This window comes from Streptomyces sp. bgisy027, assembly GCF_057710365.1.
The window spans coordinates 101,485-118,005 of sequence record NZ_JBYIVZ010000008.1 but is presented as its reverse complement, the minus strand read 5'-3'; the positions used below and the strand labels follow the sequence as shown (position 1 = coordinate 118,005).

Sequence of the window (16,521 nt, the reverse complement as noted above, 5' to 3'; positions counted from 1 at the left end):
GACTTACGTCCCTCTTACCCGGCGACCAGTGCATACGCGGTATGCCAAACCAGTGGGGCCGACACGTACTCCCGGGGATGCAGGGGGAGTAGGGGGAAGATGTGCGCAAGATAGTGCACCGCCATCTGGGCAAGGTGGTGGCGGGTGCGGCCATCGCGGTGGCCGGGACGGCCGTGATGGTCGGGATCACCCTGCCGGGGACGGCGGGGGCCGACGAAACGGGAGGGAACAACGGCGGTCAGGCAGCCCAGCAGGCCGCACAGGGGCAGGGGGCCGGCGCGGTGCCGCCGGGCGTCGTCGAGCAGGCCCCGAACGAGGGTGAGAAGGGCACGGGCAACGACCCGCTGACCGACGACGAGATGGACCGGGCCGCACAGCTCGCGGCGAGCCCGCAGCTGCGCAGCGCCGGCGAGGACGTCGAGGGCGACCGCGGCCCGCAGCGCCTCGGCGTCGACATCGCCGAGCCCGACGCCGACGAACTGGGCGACGCGAACGCGCCGCGCCGGGCCGAGGTGTCGTTCTACGACTACAAGGCCGACGCGCTCGTCACCCGGATCGTCAACCTCGACACCGGGAAGGTCGAGCAGACCGCCACCGAGCACGGCGTCCAGCCGCCGCTGAGCCGTGACGAGTACGCCGAGGCGGCGAAGATCCTGATCGCCGACCCGCTGGGCGCGGACATGAAGGCGGACTTCAAGGACGCCACCGACAAGGAGCTCACCTCCCCGGAGCAGCTGCTGCTCAACGGCGCCGTGTACCGGGCCAGTCCCGGTGCCCAGCCCGCCGCGCTCGACAAGTGCGGCGAACACCGCTGCGTGCGGCTGTTCCCGAAGGTCAAGAACGGGCCCTGGATCGACGCCCGCTCCTTCGTGATCGACCTGAGCGCCCGCAAGGTCGCGAAGCTCGACATGCGCTGACCCGCACTCGGTTCGCTTTTCCAACTCGCACGCCGGTACCGACCTCTCGCGTACCGGCACCTCACGTACTTGCACCTCCTGTAAGGGAGTCATTTCTTCATGCGCGTGAACAGAATGAGCCGCGCCCGCAAGGGTGCCGCCGTGGGCCTGTCCATGGCCGCGCTGGCCGCCGGCGCGACCACCGGCGCCGGGTCCGCCTCCGCCCAGCCGAAGGCCGCCCCGGCCCCGGCCGCCGAGTGTGCCGCCGCCTACCGCATCGAGCAGAAGCTCACCGGCGGCACCACCTGGCGGATGTGCTGGCGCTACGACGGCAAGGCCGGACTCGTCCTGGAGAAGATCTCCTACCAGCCCAAGGGCGAGACCAAGCCGATCAAGGTCCTCAACAGCGCCCGGCTCGGCCAGATCCACGTCCCCTACGACGACGGAAGCGTCGAGTACGACGACCTCACGGGCTTCGGCTTCGCCCAGGGCCTGATGAACCTCAACCCCGCGGAGTGCCCCGGGGGCACCATCAAGACCGTCAAGGTCCCCGAGGCCTGGCAGGACCCGAACGTCAAGGGCCTGTGCACCACGACCCGCGCGCGGGGGCACGCCTACCGCATGCAGGGCGACACCGCCAACAAGGTCTACCAGGCCCAGAGCAAGGACCTGCTCGTCTACACGGTCAACCAGGTCGGCTGGTACGAGTACATGACCGAGTGGCGCTTCCAGGACGACGGCACGGTCACCATGAACGTCGGGGCCACCGGCAGCCTGTCGTACGACGACTACGACGCAGGCGACGGCCGCGGCTGGCCCATCGGCAAGGGCGACCGGGCCAAGGCCACCAGCCACAGCCACAACGTCTTCTGGCGCCTCGACTTCGGCCTGGACGGCTCCACCAAGAACCGCGTCGAACAGTACGACTCGACCGTGTCCGCGACCGCCGCCGGTGACCGCGCCCCGAAGATCAGGACCACCGTCACCAAGGTCGGCAAGGAACGCGCGGGCGACGCCAAGGCCTACCGCTGGTGGCGCGTGGTCAGCGCGACGGGCAAGAACAAGGACGGCCACGCGCGCTCGTACGAGATCGTCCCCGGCGCCACCACCAAGTACGCGGGCCGCGGCTTCACCAAGCACGACCTGTACTTCACCGAGTACAACAAGTGCGAGAAGTTCGCCACCAACAACCCCGGTTGCGGCAACGGCCACCCCAAGTCCGTGGACAAGTGGGTCGGCGGCCAGGCCCTCAAGCACCCGATCACCTGGATGAACGTGGGCTTCCACCACATCGCCCGGGACGAGGACCAGCAGCCCATGCCCGTCCACTGGCAGGGATTCTCCATCGTCCCGCGTGACGTCACGGCTATGAATCCGCTCACTCCGAGCGAGCTCGCGTGGCAGAACGGGCACTGGCGGCCTCGTAGTTGAGAAACGACCCTGTCCATCCGGCTGCACCGCCCACCGCTCGCGGAGTACCCTTCCTTGATCGTTGAGACGGGGAGTGCTCGGGGGAGCGGAAGGCGGTGCGCGGGTGGGCTCGGGAGGGCTGGAGTTGCCCCCTGGTGACGAGGGTCACGAGGGGAACTCCACAGAGGTCCCACCCGGCACGGTGTCCCTGGCCCGGCCGATGGAGACGAGTTCCATCGGCCCGGAGCTGGACTGGGACCCCGACGCCTGGCGCGAGGTGCGTACGCGCGCCCGACGAGCGGGCCGGGCCTACATCTGGCTGAACCTCGTCGAGCAGCGGCTGCGCGCGGTCGTGGCCGCCGTACTGCGCCCCATCTACGAACCCGTCCACGGCGACGAGTGGGTCGTCGCGGCCGCCGGCCCGGCCGGCCAGGAGTGGGTGCAGCGCGCGGTCGCCGTACGTGAGGTCAGCCGCCGCAAGGGGTATCTGCTGGACCCCGCCGACGACAACGTCCTCAGCTTCCTGACGCTGCCGCAGCTGCGCGAGCTGATGGTGCAGCACTGGCCCTGCTTCGAGCCGTACGTCGACGACCGCCGGGACGTCGAACTCGCCCTGGACGAGCTCGAGGTGACCCGCAACGTCGTCTCCCGCAACCGGGCCCTGTCCGAGGCGGTCCTCAACCAGGCCGAGCGCGCCTCCGCGCGGCTGCTGGAGGTCCTCGGCGGCAGCGGCGACGTGCCCTCGGCCCGCCGGCTGCCCATCGACGCGGTCGAGGACCTGGTCGGCGACCGCTACGCCGACGTCGTCGCCGTGCACCCCGACCGGGTACGGCTGCTGCGCCAGTTCCCGGCCGAGGACATCTTCGGCGGCGCCCGCCGGCTCGACGCCATCGGCATCGGCCTCAACCTGCTCGTGCAGAACTTCTCCGGACGGCGCCTGGTGCGCCTGGCCGAATCCGGCTGCCGGGTGCGGTTGCTGTTCCTGAACCCGGCCTCCAGCGCGGTCAAGCGGCGCGAGCGCGAACTCGGCATCAGACGCGGCGAGCTGAGTCGCGCGGTCGAGATGAACATCCTGCACATGCGCCGGGTGCGGTCCCGGCTGCGGGACCCCGGAGCCTTCGAGATCCAGGTCTTCGACGAGACGCCCCGCTTCACGGCGTACCTCGTGGACGGCGACGGCGCCGACGGAGTGGCGGTCGTGCAGACGTATCTGAGGCGGACACGGGGCCTGGAGGCGCCGGTCCTGGTACTGCGCAACGGCACCCGGGTGGTCAAGTCGGACGAGATCGACGAAGGCGGGCTCTTCCCGACGTACCGCGAGGAGTTCGAACTCATGTGGGCGGATTCACGGCCGGTGTCCTGAACTGTCCCGAGGTGGCCGACGGCCACCCACGACCGGCCCCGGCCTCGGGGGCGCACAAGCGGAATGCGGTCCTCTGATTGTCAGTGGCACATGGGAAGGTGGAGACCACTGGGGGAACGCACCACCAAGAAGGGGGACCGCCCATGGGCTGGCACCGTGAGCTGCTGATCGGTTTCGACCTGGAGACGACCGGTACGGATCCGCGCGAGGCGCGCATCGTCACCGGCGCCGTGATCGAGGTCAGGGACGGGCGGCCCATCGGGCACAAGGAGTGGCTGGCGGATCCGGGCGTGGAGATCCCGGCGGATGCCGTCGCGGTCCACGGCATCAGCAACGAACGCGCGGCCGCCGAGGGCCGCCCCGCCGACCAGGTGGCGGACGCCATCGCGGACGTCCTGGTCACCTACTGGAACACGGGCGTACCGGTCGTCGCGTACAACGCCGCCTTCGACCTGAGCCTGCTCTCCGCCGAACTGCGGCGGTACGGACTGCCGTCCCTGCGCGACCGTCTGGGCGGCCGGGAACCCGCCCCGGTCATCGACCCGTACACCATCGACCGCTGGGCCGACCGCTACCGCAGGGGCAAGCGCAACCTCGAAGCGGTCTGCCGGGAGTACGGCATCGTCCTCGACTCCGCGCACGACGCCTCCGCCGACGCGCTCGCCGCGGCCCGGCTCGCCTGCGCGATAGCCGCCCGCCACCCCAAGATCGCGGGCCTCGGCCCGGCGGAGCTGCACCGCCGCCAGATCGAGTGGTACGCGAAGTGGGCGGCGGACTTCCAGAACTTCCTGCGCCGCAAGGGCGACGCGAGCGCGGTGGTCGACGGGACGTGGCCGCTGCGCGAGCCGGCGGACGAGACGGTCTGAGAAGGGTGTCCCTTCGCGCGCCTACGCGGCCGCGGCGATGCGTTCGACACGGGGCTCGGCCAGCCGTTCGTAGTCGGCGCCGGAGATGAGCAGCGACCGGTCGAGGCGGGCCGCGTTGAAGTACAGCTTCGCCCGGCCGACGACGTCCGGATCCGCGACGACCTCGAGGTCGGGATCGAAGCTGAACGGCAGGACCGTGCCGGGGACGGCGTGGGCCAGCCGCTCGGCGGTCTCCGCGTCGCTGAAGCCGACGTAGCGGGCGCCGAACAGCGCCCGGACGGCGTCCAGGTCCACGCGCCGGTCTCCCGGCACGACCGCGAGGACATGACGTGTCGTGCGCCGGTCCACCTTGACCCGCAGCACGATGCACTTCGCGGCCTCCGAGGCCGGGTGCCCGCGCAGCGCGCAGACGGCCTCGGTGCCGCCCTCGGGCTCGTGGTCGATGAGGCGGTAGTCGACGTGGGCGGCGTCGAGCAGGGCGATCAGGTGGTCGTAGGTGTCGTGGTGGGTGTGCTCGGGCATGCGGAGTCCTTGTCGAGGGTGTCGGCGGGTGGGAGCCGGTGTTCCGGTGCGCGTCGGTGGGCGCGCTCCACCGCCTGGCCCCAGTAGGTGCCGGCGACCATGAGGGCCGCCCCGAGGCCGGTGAGCGGGGTCAGGCGGTCGCCGCCGAGGGCCACGCCCACCGCGACCGCCCAGACCGGCTCGGTGCCCAGCAGCAGGCTGGCCCGGCTGGCGGAGGTGCGCTGCACGGCCCAGGTCTGGGCGAGGAAGGCGAACACGCTGCAGAACAGGGCGAGATAGACGAGCTGGGCCCAGGTCGCCGGGTCGGAGCGGACCAGCGTCGGCAGGTCCTGGGCCACGACCGGCAGGAACAGGGCGGTGCCGACGAGCGTCTGCACGGTCGTCAGCTGCAACGGACGGACCGCCCGCCCGGCGGTCAGGCGGCCGACGAGGGCGACATGCACGGCCCGGATCAGCGCGGCGCCGAGCATCAGCAGGTCGCCGAGACGGGGCTCGTGGAAGCCGTTGCCGGACATCAGCAGTCCGACGGCCAGGACGCAGACGGCGGTCGCGGCGAAGAAGGAGGCGGGCAGCGGGCCGCGGCGGCCGCCGCGGTCGAGGAGCGGGGTGAGGACGATGGTCAGGCTGATGATGAGGCCGGCGTTGGCGGCGCTGGTGTGGGCGACGCCGTACGTCTCCACGACCAGGACCGCCGCCTGGGTCAGGCCCAGGGGCACCCCGATCCGCAGCTCGTCCCGGGTCCACGGGTGCGCCCCGCGCCGCCGGGCGGCGACCAGACCGAGACAGGTGAGCGCGGACAGGGCGTAGCGGGCGAACAGGACGAGCAGGACGGGCAGGGCCGCGGTCGCCGTCTGGGCGGACAGATAGCTGGAACCCCAGACGAGCGCGACAAGGAGGAGTACCGCATCGGTACGGCGGACGTCGGACACCCGCCCACCGTGCACCGGAGACGTCCTTGAAGCCCAGTACCACTTTCTAAAACGATCATTTAGCAGCCCTACATCATCGACCTACACTGGGGCGATGGACGAAAGGCAGCTGCGGATCCTCCGGGAGCTCGGCGAACTGGGGAGTGTCACGGCGGTCGCCGAGGCGCTGCTCGTGACACCGTCGGCGATCTCCCAGCAGTTGCGGCTGCTCCAGCGGTCGATCCCCGTGCCGCTCACCGAGCGGCAGGGACGCCGTCTGGTCCTCACCGACGCCGGGCAGGCGCTGGCGGGCGCGGCCGTGGAGGTCGAGACGGCACTCGCGCGGGCCCGGCACACGGTCGAGGAGTTCGTGCAGCGGCCGCACGGGGAGGTGTCGGTGGCGGCGTTCCACAGCGCGGGCACCGCGTTCTTCCCGCTGCTGGTCCGCGCGCTGGCCGGGCCGGGCGGACCGGCGCCGAGGCTCGTCGACGAGGATGTGCCGCAGGAGGACTTCCCCCGGCTCACCCGGGAGTACGACATCGTCCTCGCCCACCGGCTGGACCACGCCCCGCCCTGGCCGGACACGGTGGCCGTGACGACGCTGCTGCGTGAGCCGCTGGACGTGGCCATGCCCGCCGACCACCCCCTGGCCGCCAAGCGCCGCGTCACCCCGCGCGACGTGGCGGACGAGTCCTGGATCACCGTGCACGACGGCTTCCCGGTGCTGGCGGTCATCGAGGCGATCGCGGCATCGGCCGGGCGGCGCCTGCATCTGGCCCACCGCATCAACGAGTTCGCGGTCGTCGCGCAGGTGGTGGCCGCCGGCGGCGGTATCGCGCTGATGCCGCGCTGGACGATGCCCCGGCATCCGGCGCTGATCCTGAGACCGCTGAGCGGCGTCCAGGCCAGACGTCACATCGACGCCCTGTACCGCCCGGAACGCACGGCCAGATCGGCGGTCCGCACGGTACTGGCCGAGTTGCGCCGCGCCGCAAGCAACATCCAGCACCAGCAGTCCGACGGCGGGACCACGCCCCACAGGGGCGCGGGGAACCGCGCGACCAGCCACGAACCACCCGCAGTCGCCCGCGCACCAGGAGCCCCCACCCCGTAGGCGCTCAGAACGAATGCCACCGCACGGTCTCGTCCCCGTCCCGCAAGGACGCCACCCGCCGCTCGAACTCCGCCAACGCCCGCGGATTGCCCGGCGCGTGCTGAGCCACCCACGCGCAACTCGCCGTCTCCCGCGCCCCGCGCAGCACCGAACAGCCCTCCCACTCGCGCACGTCCCAGCCATAGGTCCCGACAAACGACTCGTAGGCCGCCGCGGGCAACCCGTACCGGTCCCGCGAGAGCGCCATGACCACCAGGTCGTGCTCGCGCAGATCGAAGGCGAAGGTCTCCAGGTCGACCAGCACCGGCCCGTCCGCCCCCACATGCACATTGCGCGGCAGCGCGTCCCCATGGATGGGCCCGGGCGCCACATGGGGCGTGAGCCCCGCCGCGGCCGCCGCGAACCCGTCCCGCCGCTCCCGCAGATACGCCGCGTCCGCCGGATCGATCGCGTCACCGGCGAGCCGCAGCCAGCGCTCCACCCCGCCCAGCAACTCACGCGGCGGCAGGGCGAAGGAGGGCGCGGGCAGCGCGTGCACGACCCGAAGCAGTTCGGCCAAATCCCGTGGCCCGGCGGGCCGTACCGGATCCGGCAGCCGGTGCCACACGGTCACCGGATGGCCCTGAACCAGACGCGCCTTCGGCTCGGCCGCCCGCACCGCGGGCACGCCCGCCTCCGCCAGCCACACCGCGATGTCCAGCTCGCGCCGCGCCCGGTCGAGGAGTTCGGCGTCACGGCCGACCTTGACGGCCAGGTCACCGGCGGCGAAGACCGCGTTCTCGCCCAGGGCGAGCAGCCGGGCGTCCCGCGCCGGCCCCGGCAGCACCTCCGCCGCGGCCAGTACGTCCCGCGCCCGTGCCTCGTCCATCGTCCGCCTCCGTGTGCTCGCCCGCCGCCAGGATCGGCGTCGGATTCCCGCCATCCGCGCTCAGTCTCGCATTTCCACAGGTCGGACCGCGTGCGCGCGGCCTTGACGGGGGTACGGCGCCTTCACGACCATGACCGGGCCCACCCGAGCCGCACAAAGGGGCTGATTCCGTGACATCGGTGACCGAGGCGGAAAAGGCGGTGAGACCTGCGCCGGGCGGCAAGGAGGGGCGCGGCGTCATGGACCGTGGCGCCTGGTTCCTGGTCCTGCCCGCGCTGATCCCCATCCTGGTCCTGAGCGTCGGTCCGCTGCTGTACGGCATCGCGCTGTCCTTCACCGACGCCCAGTCCGGGCGGACCCGGCCCACCCAGTGGATCGGCGCGCTCAACTTCACGGACCTGCTGCACGACACACTGTTCTGGGAGTCGTTCCGGATCGGTCTGGTCTGGGCGGTCTGCGTCACCGTCCCGCAGTTCCTGCTGGCGCTCGGCCTCGCCCTCCTGCTCAACGAGGACCTGCGCCTGCGCTGGCTCGCCCGTGCCCTCGCGATCGTCCCGTGGGCCATGCCCGAGGTCGTCGTCGGTGTGATGTGGCGACTGGTCTACAACCCCGACGCGGGCATCCTCAACGAGACGATCCGCGACCTGGGTCTCGGTGACGGCCGCGACTGGCTGAGCGGGCTCGGCACCGCCCTGCCGGCCGTCGTCGTCGTGGGCATCTGGGCGGGCATGCCGACCACGACGGTCGCCCTGCTCGCGGGCCTCCAGAACACCCCGCGCGAACTGCACGAGGCGGCGGCCGTGGACGGCGCCGGCGCCTGGCGCCGCTTCCGCACGGTCACCTGGCCCGCGCTGAGGCCCGTCGCCCTGTCCATCACGGCGCTCAACCTCATCTGGAACTTCAACTCCTTCGCCCTGGTCTACGTCCTCACCAGCGGCGGCCCCGGCGGCCGCACCCGCCTGCCGATGCTCTTCGCCTACGAAGAGGCCTTCCGCTACGGGCAGTTCGGCTACGCGGCGGCGATGGGATGCGTGATGGTCGCGGTGATCTCGGTACTGCTCGCGCTCTTCCTCGTCGGCCGGCTCAGGGGAGGCGCCGAGGCATGAGGACCAGCCGAACCGCCCGCGCCGGACAGTACGTGGCCCTGCTCGCGTACCTCGTCTTCCTGGCCTTCCCGTTCCTGTGGCTGATCTCGACCGCCTTCAAGCCTCCGCGTGAGCTGGGCAGCCTGCATCCCACCTGGATCCCGAGGGACCCCACACTCGCCAACTTCCGTCAGGCCTTCGACGAACAGCCACTGCTGCACGCCGCCCTCAACTCCCTGATCGCCGCCCTCGGCGCCGCCCTCGTCGCCGTGCTGCTCGCGACCCCGATGGCGTATGTCATGGCCCGCCACCGCACCCGGCTCGCCCGGGCGGCGACCGGCTGGGTGGTCGTCAGCCAGGCCTTCCCGCTGGTCCTGGTGATCATCCCGCTGTTCCTGGTGCTGAAGAACCTGCGGCTGATCAACTCGATGCCCGGACTGATCATGGTGTACGTGGTGTGGGCGCTGCCGTTCGCGCTGTGGATGCTCGTCGGCTACGTCCGCGCGGTGCCGCCCGAGCTGGAGGAGGCGGCGGCGGTCGACGGGGCCGGGCGCCTGCGGACCCTGGTCTCGGTGACCGCCCCGCTGCTGGCGCCCGGGATCGTCGCGACGGCGATGTTCGCGTTCGTCACGGCGTGGAACGAGTTCTTCTTCGCCCTCGTCCTGCTGAAGACCCCGGAGAAACAGACCCTGCCGGTGATCCTCACGCACTTCATCGGTGCGGAGGGCGTCGCCGACCTCGGCCCGCTGGCCGCCGCCGCGTTCCTCGCGACGCTGCCCTCGCTGGTCGTGTTCGCGCTCATCCAGCGAAGGATCACGGGCGGCATGCTCGCCGGGGCGGTGAAGAACTGATGCGTACGAGAATGCTGTTGGGCTGCCTGGCTCTGGTGCTGCTGCTCGCCGGGTGCAGCGGCGGCGGCGACTCCGCGGGTGGCCGCATCACCCTGCGCTTCCAGTCCCTGGCCTGGCAGGAGGAGTCCGTCCAGGCCAACGAGGAGCTGGTGAAGGAGTGGAACGCGAGTCACCCCGACGTCGAGGTCGAGTACGTGCAGGGCAGTTGGGACGGCGTCCACGACCAGCTCCTCACCTCCTTCGAGGGCGGTGAGGCCCCGGACATCATCCACGACGCCTCGGACGACCTCGCGGACTTCGCGTACGGCGGCTACCTCGCCGAACTGACCGACCTGCTGCCCGCACGGCTCAGGTCCGGCATCCCGCGGCGCAGTTGGGAGACGGCGACCTTCGGGGACGGGATCTACGGCGTGCCGTTCCTCCAGGAGCCGCGGGTGCTGGTCGCCAACGCGAAGTGGCTCAAGCAGGCGGGCGTACGCATTCCGACCCCCGAACGGCCCTGGAGCTGGGCCGAGTTCCGGGCGGTCACCGAGCGGCTCAGCGGGGACGGCAAGTACGGCGTGGCCTGGCCGCTCAAGGAGCCCGTCTCCGCCACCCTCAATCTGTCGCTGTCGTCCGGCGGCCGGCTCTTCCACCGGGACGCCGACGGCAAGGTGACCGTGCGCTTCGGGACGGACGACGAGGTCATGCCGCGCACCGTCCACGACCAGGTCAACGCCGACCGCAGCGCCTCCCCGACGACCCTGGGCAGCGGCGGCTCGGACACCCTGCCCGGCTTCTTCGGCGGCCGGTACGCGATGGTCCCGCTCGGCTTCTCCTACCGGCAGCAGATCGTGCAGCAGGCCCCCGAGGGCTTCGACTGGCAGGTGCTGCCCGCCCCGGCCGGCGCCGACGGACTCACCCAGGGCGTCAGTCCGCAGACCCTGTCCATCGCGGAGGACAGCCCGCACAAACGGGAGGCGGCCGAGTTCATCGACTTCCTGCTGCGCCCCGACAACATGGTGCGGCTGGCCCTGGGCGACTGGATGCTCCCCACCGGCACCGAGGCCCTGAAGGACCCGGCCCTGCACACGACCGAGAACGACTGGGCCACCGGCACCGCCCTCGCCGCACATCTGCGCTCGGCGCCCGCGCAGTCGGTACGCGGCTACCCGGAGTGGAAGGACAAGATCGCCACGCCCGCGTTCCAGGAGTACTACAGCGGAGCCATCGGCCTGGACGAACTGCGCGAGCGGCTGGAGGAGGACGGGAACCTCGTCCTGGCCCGCTATCAGCGCTGACCCGGCGCCGTCGCCGTTATTCGGTTGTCCTCGTCCTTCCTCCTGTCTTCCGGTCAGGGCCTTCGTCTGCCCTTCCCGCTCTCCACGGAAGACAAGGACCGCAGGCCATGACCCGTCCCACCCTCGTATCCCGCGCGCTCTCCCGGACTTTCCCCGCCGACCGCACGGCCGCCGGACGACTCGCCTACGAGCTGCACGCGTCGTCCCGAGGGCCCTCGTCGGCGAGGTGCCGCCGGGGGCGTGGCCGAGCCTGCACGAGGTGCTGGGGGTGCCCACGACACGAAAGCGAGTTGCACGAGACGTATCGTCTCGATTAGCGTCGGGGTCATGACCAGTCCCGCTCACATCGCCATGTTCTCCATCGCCGCGCACGGCCACGTGAACCCCAGCCTCGAAGTGATCCGCGAGCTCGTGGCACGCGGGCACCGGGTCACCTACGCGATCCCGCCGGCCTTCGCCGAGAAGGTCGCCGCCACCGGCGCCGAGCCGAAGCTCTGGAACTCCACGCTGCCGGGCCCCGACGCCGACCCGCAGGCGTGGGGGAGCACCCTGCTGGACAACGTCGAGCCGTTCCTGGCCGACGCGATCCAGGCGCTCCCGCAGCTGATCGAGGCGTACGACGGGGACGAGCCGGACCTCGTCCTGCACGACATCACCTCGTACCCGGCACGCGTCCTCGCCCACCGCTGGGGCGTGCCCGCGATCTCGCTCTCGCCGAACCTCGTCGCCTGGGAGGGCTACGAGGAGGAGATCGCCGAGCCGATGTGGGCGGAGCCGAAGAGGACCGAGCGCGGGCAGGCCTACTACCGCCGCTTCCACACCTGGCTGGAGGAGAACGGCATCACCCGGCACCCCGATCCGTTCGCGGGCCGTCCCGACCGCTCCCTCGTCCTCATCCCGCGCGCCCTCCAGCCCAACGCCGACCGTGTCGACGAGACGGTCCACACCTTCGTCGGCGCCTGCCAGGGCGACCGCACCGCCGAGGGTGACTGGCGCCGGCCGGAGGCGGCCGAGAAGGTCGCGCTCGTCTCCCTCGGCTCGTCCTTCACCAAGCAGCCGGCGTTCTACCGGGAGTGCGTGCGCGCCTTCGCCGGTCTGCCGGGCTGGCACCTCGTGCTCCAGGTCGGCAGGCACGTCGACCCCGCCGAGCTCGGTGACATCCCGCCCAACGTCGAAGTGCACAGCTGGGTACCGCAGTTGGCGATCCTCAAGCAGGCCGACCTGTTCGTCACCCACGCCGGCGCGGGCGGCAGCCAGGAGGGCCTGGCCACGGCCACCCCGATGATCGCCGTCCCCCAGGCGGTCGACCAGTTCGGCAACGCCGACATGCTCCAGTCCCTCGGCGTCGCCCGCCACCTCCCGACCGAGGAGGCCACCGCCGAAACCCTGCGCGAAACCGCCCTCACCCTGACCGCCGACCCGGAGGTCGCCCGGCGCCTGAAGGGCATCCAGGCCCAGATGTCCGAGGAGGGCGGCACCCCACGGGCCGCCGACCTGATCGAGAGGGAGCTGACGGCCGTACGGAAGGCGTGAGGGGACGCCTCAGAAGGGAGCAGGGCCCGTTGGCTCCCCCGGAGTCAACGGGCCCTGCATCTGGGACGGGTGGGTCAGACCGGTACGCGTTCGCCCTTGTCGTCGTGGGCCGTGCCGTGGGTCACGGCCTCGGGTGCCTCGTCGTGGGTCATGTCGGGCAGGCGGTTGAGCCACTTCGGGAAGTACCAGTTGCGCTCGCCCAGCAGGGCCATCACCGCCGGGAGCAGGACGCCCCGGATGATCGTCGCGTCGATGAGGACCGCGGCCGCGAGGCCGACGCCCATCTGCTTCATCGACTGCATGGACAGCGTGCCGAAGATCGCGAACACGGCGACCATGATGACCGCGGCGCTGGTGACGACACCGGCCGTGGTGACCACGCCGTGCTGGATCGCGTCCTTCGTGCTGCGGCCCCGCAGCCGTGCCTCACGGATCCGTGAGACGACGAACACGTGGTAGTCCATCGACAGGCCGAACAGGATCACGAAGAGGAACAGCGGCAGCCAGGTGATGATGGCGCCGACGCCCTCCGCGCCCACCAGCGAGGCGCCCCAGCCGTGCTGGAAGACGGCGACGAGGATGCCGTACGCCGCGCCCACCGACAGCAGGTTCAGCACGATCGACGTGACCGCGACGGTCAGGGAGCGGAACGACAGCAGCATCAGCCCGAAGGCGAAGACCACCACGAACGCGAAGACCGGGACGACCGCTCCGGCGAGCTGGTCGTTGAAGTCCTTCGAGCCCGCGACCTGCCCGGTGATCGGCGCCTCGACGCCGTCGACCTTGCCCAGCGTGGCCGGGCGCACGTCGTCGCGCAGCTTGTCCAGGCTCGCGCCCGCCTTGTCGAGGTCGGAGCCGCCGACCAGCGGGACGTACACGAAGGCGATGTTCTGCTCGTCGTGCAGCTTGATCTCGACCGGGCCGCGCGAGGCGCCCGAACTGACCGCACGGTCACGGAAGTCGGCGAGCGCGGACTTCACCTCGGGAGCGTTGATGTCGTCGGCCTTGACGACCACCTCGGCCGGTTCGGAACCGCCCGGGAAGGCCTCGTTGACCCGGTTGTACGTCTGCACGATCGGCAGCGAGTCGCCGAACTCCTGGTCCAGCGTGAGGTTCTGGGTCTTCATGCCGACCGCGGGAGCCGCGATGGCGAGCAGCGCACCGGCCGCGACGACGACCGAGATGACGGGCCGCGCGAGCACTCCCTTGAGCACGGCCGTCCAGAACCGGCTCTCGCGGTTCGCGCCGCCCTTGTCGCGGCGGAGCCTGCTCTCCGGGTGCAGGAAGGGGATCTTGCCCTTCTCGACCCGCTCACCCAGCAGCGACAGCAGTGCCGGGAGCACCGTCACCGAACCGACCATGGCGACCGCCACGACGATCAGCGAGGCCAGGCCCATCGCCTCGAACTCGGCGAGACCGGTGAACAGCATGCCCGCCATCGCCACGCACACCGTGACACCGGAGACGATGATCGCGCGGCCACTGGTGGCGGCGGCGACCCTCAGCGCGGTCTGCGGGTCCCGGCCGGCCTGGCGTTCCTCGCGCTCGCGGCGCAGGTAGAACAGGCAGTAGTCGACGCCGACGGCCAGGCCGACCAGCAGCATCACGGAGCTCGCGGCGTCCGTCATCGGCATCACATGGCTGATGACGCCCATCAGGCCCGTCGTCGCCATGATCGCGGTGACCGCCAGCAGGACCGGCAGCAGGGCCGCCACCAGCGCGCCGAAGGCGATGAGCAGAATGCCGAGGGCCACGGGCACCGCGGAGTACTCGGCCTTCTGGAAGTCGTCCCCGAACGCGTCGTCGAACGTCTTCATCATGCTGGCGCCGCCGATCTCCTCGATCCGCACCGCCCCATGGTCCTTCTGGACGTCCTCGACCGCGTTCAGCACCGGCTCGACGCGCTCACCCGCGGTGTCCGAGTCACCGCGTATGTCGAACTGCACCAGCGCGCTGCGGCCGTCCTCGGAGATCGTCCGCGTGTCGTACGGCGACGTCACGTCCGTGACCCTGCCGGTGCCCTCGACCGCCTTGACGACGGCGGTGACGGCCTCCCTGAACTCGGCGTCGGTGGCCTTGAGCGAGGCGTCCTTCGCCTGGATCAGGACCGTCTCACCGGCCGGCTCCTCGATCCCGGCGTCCTCGATGATCTTGGCTGCGGTGTGCGTCTCGCCCTTGAGCTGGTCGCTGTCCTTGACGTCGACCCGGCCGGCCGCCGAACCGAGCCCCATCGCCAGGACGACGAACAGCACCCAGATGCCGACGGCAGCCCATCGATGGCGGGCGCTCCAGCCGCCGGCGCGGGCGGCGAGGCCCCGTACCCGCGTTTTTCCGTTCCCCATGACGGGCTTGCCCCCTCGTCTTGCGGTGGCGGCCCCCTGCCGCCTCCTTTCGTTTCGAAGGTATGGGCCGGATAAAGCCATCTCGTCGTGCTCCCCGGTGAAGTGGCGCGGCCGGAAGTCATCCCCTCGGACCGCGGTCCCTCCCCACTGGGGAGGATGGGGGTCCCTTACATCTATCCGGCCGGGTCGGGGGAGTGGATCAGGGAGGCGCGGTCTGGCGGATCGGGTGAAGGAGCTTGTGCTGCATGCTGACCGGTGAGTAACTTACGGGTCCGGCCGTCGTGCCCGCCCCCACTGGGCACGACGGCCGTCTCGCCATGACCGGACTGCCCGGGGCGTGCGGGATCGCCATAAGGTGGCCGGATGACGACGACGTATGCGGCGCTGCTCCGTGGCATCAACGTGGGCGGCAGCAGAAAAGTCCCGATGGCCGAACTGCGCACCCTGATGACCGGTCTCGGCCACGACCGCGTTCGCACCCATCTCCAGAGCGGCCAGGCCGTGTTCGCCGCCGACCACGGAGACGAGGAGTCCCTCGCCGCGGAGCTCGCCACGGCCATCGAGAAGCACTTCGGCTTCGCCGTCGACGTGATCGTCCGCGACCACCCCTACCTCAAGGCGATCGCCGACAACTGCCCCTTCCCCGCGGCCGAACTGGAGCCCAAGCAGCTCCATGTCACCTACTTCTCCGCCCCGGTCGAGGCCGAGCGCTTCGCGGAGATCGACCGGGACGCCCACCTCCCGGAGGAGTTCCGGCTCGGCGACCGCGCCCTGTACCTGTACGCCCCGAACGGCCTGGGCCGATCCAAGCTCGCCGAAATCCTGTCGAGACCGCGGATCAACAAGGGTTTGACCGCCACCAGCCGCAACTGGAACACCGTCGTGAAACTCGTGGAGATGACCGGTGACTGAGCAGGATCCCGCCGTACGCGCAGCCGTCGAGGGCGAGCTGAGACTGCTCGACCCCGAGGTCCGCCGCTCGCCCGAGGAGCTGGGGGCGCTGCTGCACCCCGAGTTCCACGAGTTCGGTTCCTCGGGCAGGCGCTGGGACCGGGAGTCGACCATGGCACGGCTGCCCGTGGACAACGATCCGCATCGCCATGTCGTCACCTCCGAGATGCACGGCGTCCGGCTGGCGCCCGACCTCGTCCACCTCACCTTCGACACCGAGTACAACGGCAGCCGCGCGCACCGCAGCTCCCTGTGGCGGCGCACGGACGCCGGGTGGCAGATGTACTTCCATCAGGGGACGCCGTTCCCCGCCGAGGGGCAGTAGACCTTGCGCTACGTCGTCATCGGGGCCGGAGCCGTCTGCTGCCCGTCGTCGACGGACCCGCCGCGCTCGGGGAACTGCGCCCCGACGACGTCCTCGTGCTCGCCGTGAAGACCCAGGACAGCGTGGCCGCACTGCGGACCTGGGGTCCCGCCCCGGGCGCCGTCGGCGGACGGCCGACGAGGCTGTCGTCAACACACGCTGCTCAAC

Annotated in this window: 14 protein-coding genes and 2 pseudogenes; 12 read left to right on the top strand and 4 right to left on the bottom strand. The window is 71.1% G+C overall.

Going from position 1 to position 16,521, the window contains the following annotated elements:
- Nucleotides 1-101 precede the first annotated feature (101 nt).
- The 4 genes from AC3ETA_RS10885 (at nt 102) to AC3ETA_RS10870 (ending at nt 4,535) form a co-directional block, all read left to right on the top strand.
- Nucleotides 102-917, top strand: a complete 816-nt coding sequence (locus tag AC3ETA_RS10885) for a Tat pathway signal sequence domain protein (protein ID WP_432192628.1) — start codon at nt 102-104, stop codon at nt 915-917.
- A 99-nt stretch (nt 918-1,016) separates the two neighbouring features.
- A complete protein-coding gene (locus tag AC3ETA_RS10880) occupies nt 1,017-2,327 on the top strand; it encodes a copper amine oxidase (RefSeq protein WP_432192627.1) in 1,311 nt (436 codons plus the stop codon).
- 103 nt (nt 2,328-2,430) lie between these two features.
- Nucleotides 2,431-3,669, top strand: coding sequence for a DUF5919 domain-containing protein (locus tag AC3ETA_RS10875; RefSeq protein WP_432192742.1), 1,239 nt, complete (start codon nt 2,431-2,433; stop codon nt 3,667-3,669).
- Nucleotides 3,670-3,812: 143 nt separating this feature from the next.
- Entirely contained in the window at nt 3,813-4,535 is a 723-nt protein-coding gene (locus AC3ETA_RS10870; protein ID WP_432192626.1) for a 3'-5' exonuclease, read from the top strand.
- Nucleotides 4,536-4,556: 21 nt separating this feature from the next.
- Here the strand turns inward: AC3ETA_RS10870 and AC3ETA_RS10865 are convergent, their stop codons facing one another.
- Entirely contained in the window at nt 4,557-5,057 is a 501-nt protein-coding gene (locus AC3ETA_RS10865; protein WP_432192625.1) for a YbaK/EbsC family protein, read from the bottom strand.
- On the bottom strand, nt 5,018-5,986 hold the full coding sequence (locus AC3ETA_RS10860) for a DMT family transporter (protein WP_432192624.1): 969 nt from the start codon (nt 5,984-5,986) through the stop codon (nt 5,018-5,020). The genes AC3ETA_RS10865 and AC3ETA_RS10860 overlap by 40 nt, the downstream gene beginning before the upstream one ends.
- 94 nt (nt 5,987-6,080) lie before the next feature.
- On the opposite strand from AC3ETA_RS10860, the gene AC3ETA_RS10855 reads away from it, so the two are divergent.
- The gene (locus tag AC3ETA_RS10855; RefSeq protein ID WP_432192623.1) at nt 6,081-7,079 is read left to right on the top strand and encodes a LysR family transcriptional regulator; all 999 of its coding nucleotides are present in this window, start codon (nt 6,081-6,083) and stop codon (nt 7,077-7,079) included.
- Between the two features lie 4 nt (nt 7,080-7,083).
- Here the strand turns inward: AC3ETA_RS10855 and AC3ETA_RS10850 are convergent, their stop codons facing one another.
- On the bottom strand, nt 7,084-7,947 hold the full coding sequence (locus tag AC3ETA_RS10850) for a phosphotransferase enzyme family protein (RefSeq protein ID WP_432192622.1): 864 nt from the start codon (nt 7,945-7,947) through the stop codon (nt 7,084-7,086).
- 170 nt (nt 7,948-8,117) lie between these two features.
- On the opposite strand from AC3ETA_RS10850, the gene AC3ETA_RS10845 reads away from it, so the two are divergent.
- From AC3ETA_RS10845 to mgt, 4 genes and pseudogenes are all read left to right on the top strand, one after another.
- Nucleotides 8,118-9,053 (top strand): carbohydrate ABC transporter permease, encoded by a 936-nt coding sequence (locus AC3ETA_RS10845; protein ID WP_432192621.1) that lies wholly within the window; start codon nt 8,118-8,120, stop codon nt 9,051-9,053.
- Complete coding sequence (locus AC3ETA_RS10840) at nt 9,050-9,883, top strand: carbohydrate ABC transporter permease (RefSeq protein WP_432192620.1); 834 nt, start codon at nt 9,050-9,052, stop codon at nt 9,881-9,883. The genes AC3ETA_RS10845 and AC3ETA_RS10840 overlap by 4 nt, the downstream gene beginning before the upstream one ends.
- The gene (locus tag AC3ETA_RS10835; RefSeq protein WP_432192619.1) at nt 9,883-11,163 is read left to right on the top strand and encodes an ABC transporter substrate-binding protein; all 1,281 of its coding nucleotides are present in this window, start codon (nt 9,883-9,885) and stop codon (nt 11,161-11,163) included. The genes AC3ETA_RS10840 and AC3ETA_RS10835 overlap by 1 nt, the downstream gene beginning before the upstream one ends.
- 290 nt (nt 11,164-11,453) lie before the next feature.
- Nucleotides 11,454-12,696, top strand: a pseudogene (gene mgt / locus AC3ETA_RS10830) (macrolide-inactivating glycosyltransferase).
- 74 nt (nt 12,697-12,770) lie between these two features.
- On the opposite strand, the gene AC3ETA_RS10825 reads toward mgt, so the two are convergent.
- Nucleotides 12,771-15,038 (bottom strand): MMPL family transporter, encoded by a 2,268-nt coding sequence (locus tag AC3ETA_RS10825; RefSeq protein ID WP_432192618.1) that lies wholly within the window; start codon nt 15,036-15,038, stop codon nt 12,771-12,773.
- 363 nt (nt 15,039-15,401) lie between these two features.
- Between AC3ETA_RS10825 and AC3ETA_RS10820 the strand changes: the two genes are divergently transcribed.
- The 3 genes and pseudogenes from AC3ETA_RS10820 to AC3ETA_RS10810 form a co-directional block, all read left to right on the top strand.
- On the top strand, nt 15,402-15,950 hold the full coding sequence (locus tag AC3ETA_RS10820; protein WP_432192617.1) for a DUF1697 domain-containing protein: 549 nt from the start codon (nt 15,402-15,404) through the stop codon (nt 15,948-15,950).
- Nucleotides 15,943-16,314 carry a nuclear transport factor 2 family protein gene (locus tag AC3ETA_RS10815; RefSeq protein ID WP_432192616.1) on the top strand — a complete coding sequence of 124 codons (372 nt, stop codon included), beginning with the start codon at nt 15,943-15,945 and terminating at the stop codon, nt 16,312-16,314. The genes AC3ETA_RS10820 and AC3ETA_RS10815 overlap by 8 nt, the downstream gene beginning before the upstream one ends.
- Nucleotides 16,302-16,484: pseudogene (locus AC3ETA_RS10810) on the top strand (ketopantoate reductase family protein); the annotation flags it as partial. The gene AC3ETA_RS10815 and the pseudogene AC3ETA_RS10810, both read left to right, overlap by 13 nt.
- Between the last annotated feature and the right edge of the window lie 37 nt (nt 16,485-16,521).

What these genes read in the sequence shown, in the direction of transcription:
- AC3ETA_RS10835 (WP_432192619.1), top strand. Translation starts at nt 9,883, where the DNA reads ATGCGTACGAGAATGCTGTTGGGCTGCCTGGCTCTGGTGCTGCTGCTC.
- AC3ETA_RS10825 (WP_432192618.1), bottom strand. Translation starts at nt 15,038, where the DNA reads ATGGGGAACGGAAAAACGCGGGTACGGGGCCTCGCCGCCCGCGCCGGC.
- AC3ETA_RS10870 (WP_432192626.1), top strand. Translation starts at nt 3,813, where the DNA reads ATGGGCTGGCACCGTGAGCTGCTGATCGGTTTCGACCTGGAGACGACC.
- AC3ETA_RS10855 (WP_432192623.1), top strand. Translation starts at nt 6,081, where the DNA reads ATGGACGAAAGGCAGCTGCGGATCCTCCGGGAGCTCGGCGAACTGGGG.
- AC3ETA_RS10880 (WP_432192627.1), top strand. Translation starts at nt 1,017, where the DNA reads ATGCGCGTGAACAGAATGAGCCGCGCCCGCAAGGGTGCCGCCGTGGGC.
- AC3ETA_RS10850 (WP_432192622.1), bottom strand. Translation starts at nt 7,947, where the DNA reads ATGGACGAGGCACGGGCGCGGGACGTACTGGCCGCGGCGGAGGTGCTG.
- AC3ETA_RS10865 (WP_432192625.1), bottom strand. Translation starts at nt 5,057, where the DNA reads ATGCCCGAGCACACCCACCACGACACCTACGACCACCTGATCGCCCTG.
- AC3ETA_RS10820 (WP_432192617.1), top strand. Translation starts at nt 15,402, where the DNA reads ATGACGACGACGTATGCGGCGCTGCTCCGTGGCATCAACGTGGGCGGC.
- AC3ETA_RS10840 (WP_432192620.1), top strand. Translation starts at nt 9,050, where the DNA reads ATGAGGACCAGCCGAACCGCCCGCGCCGGACAGTACGTGGCCCTGCTC.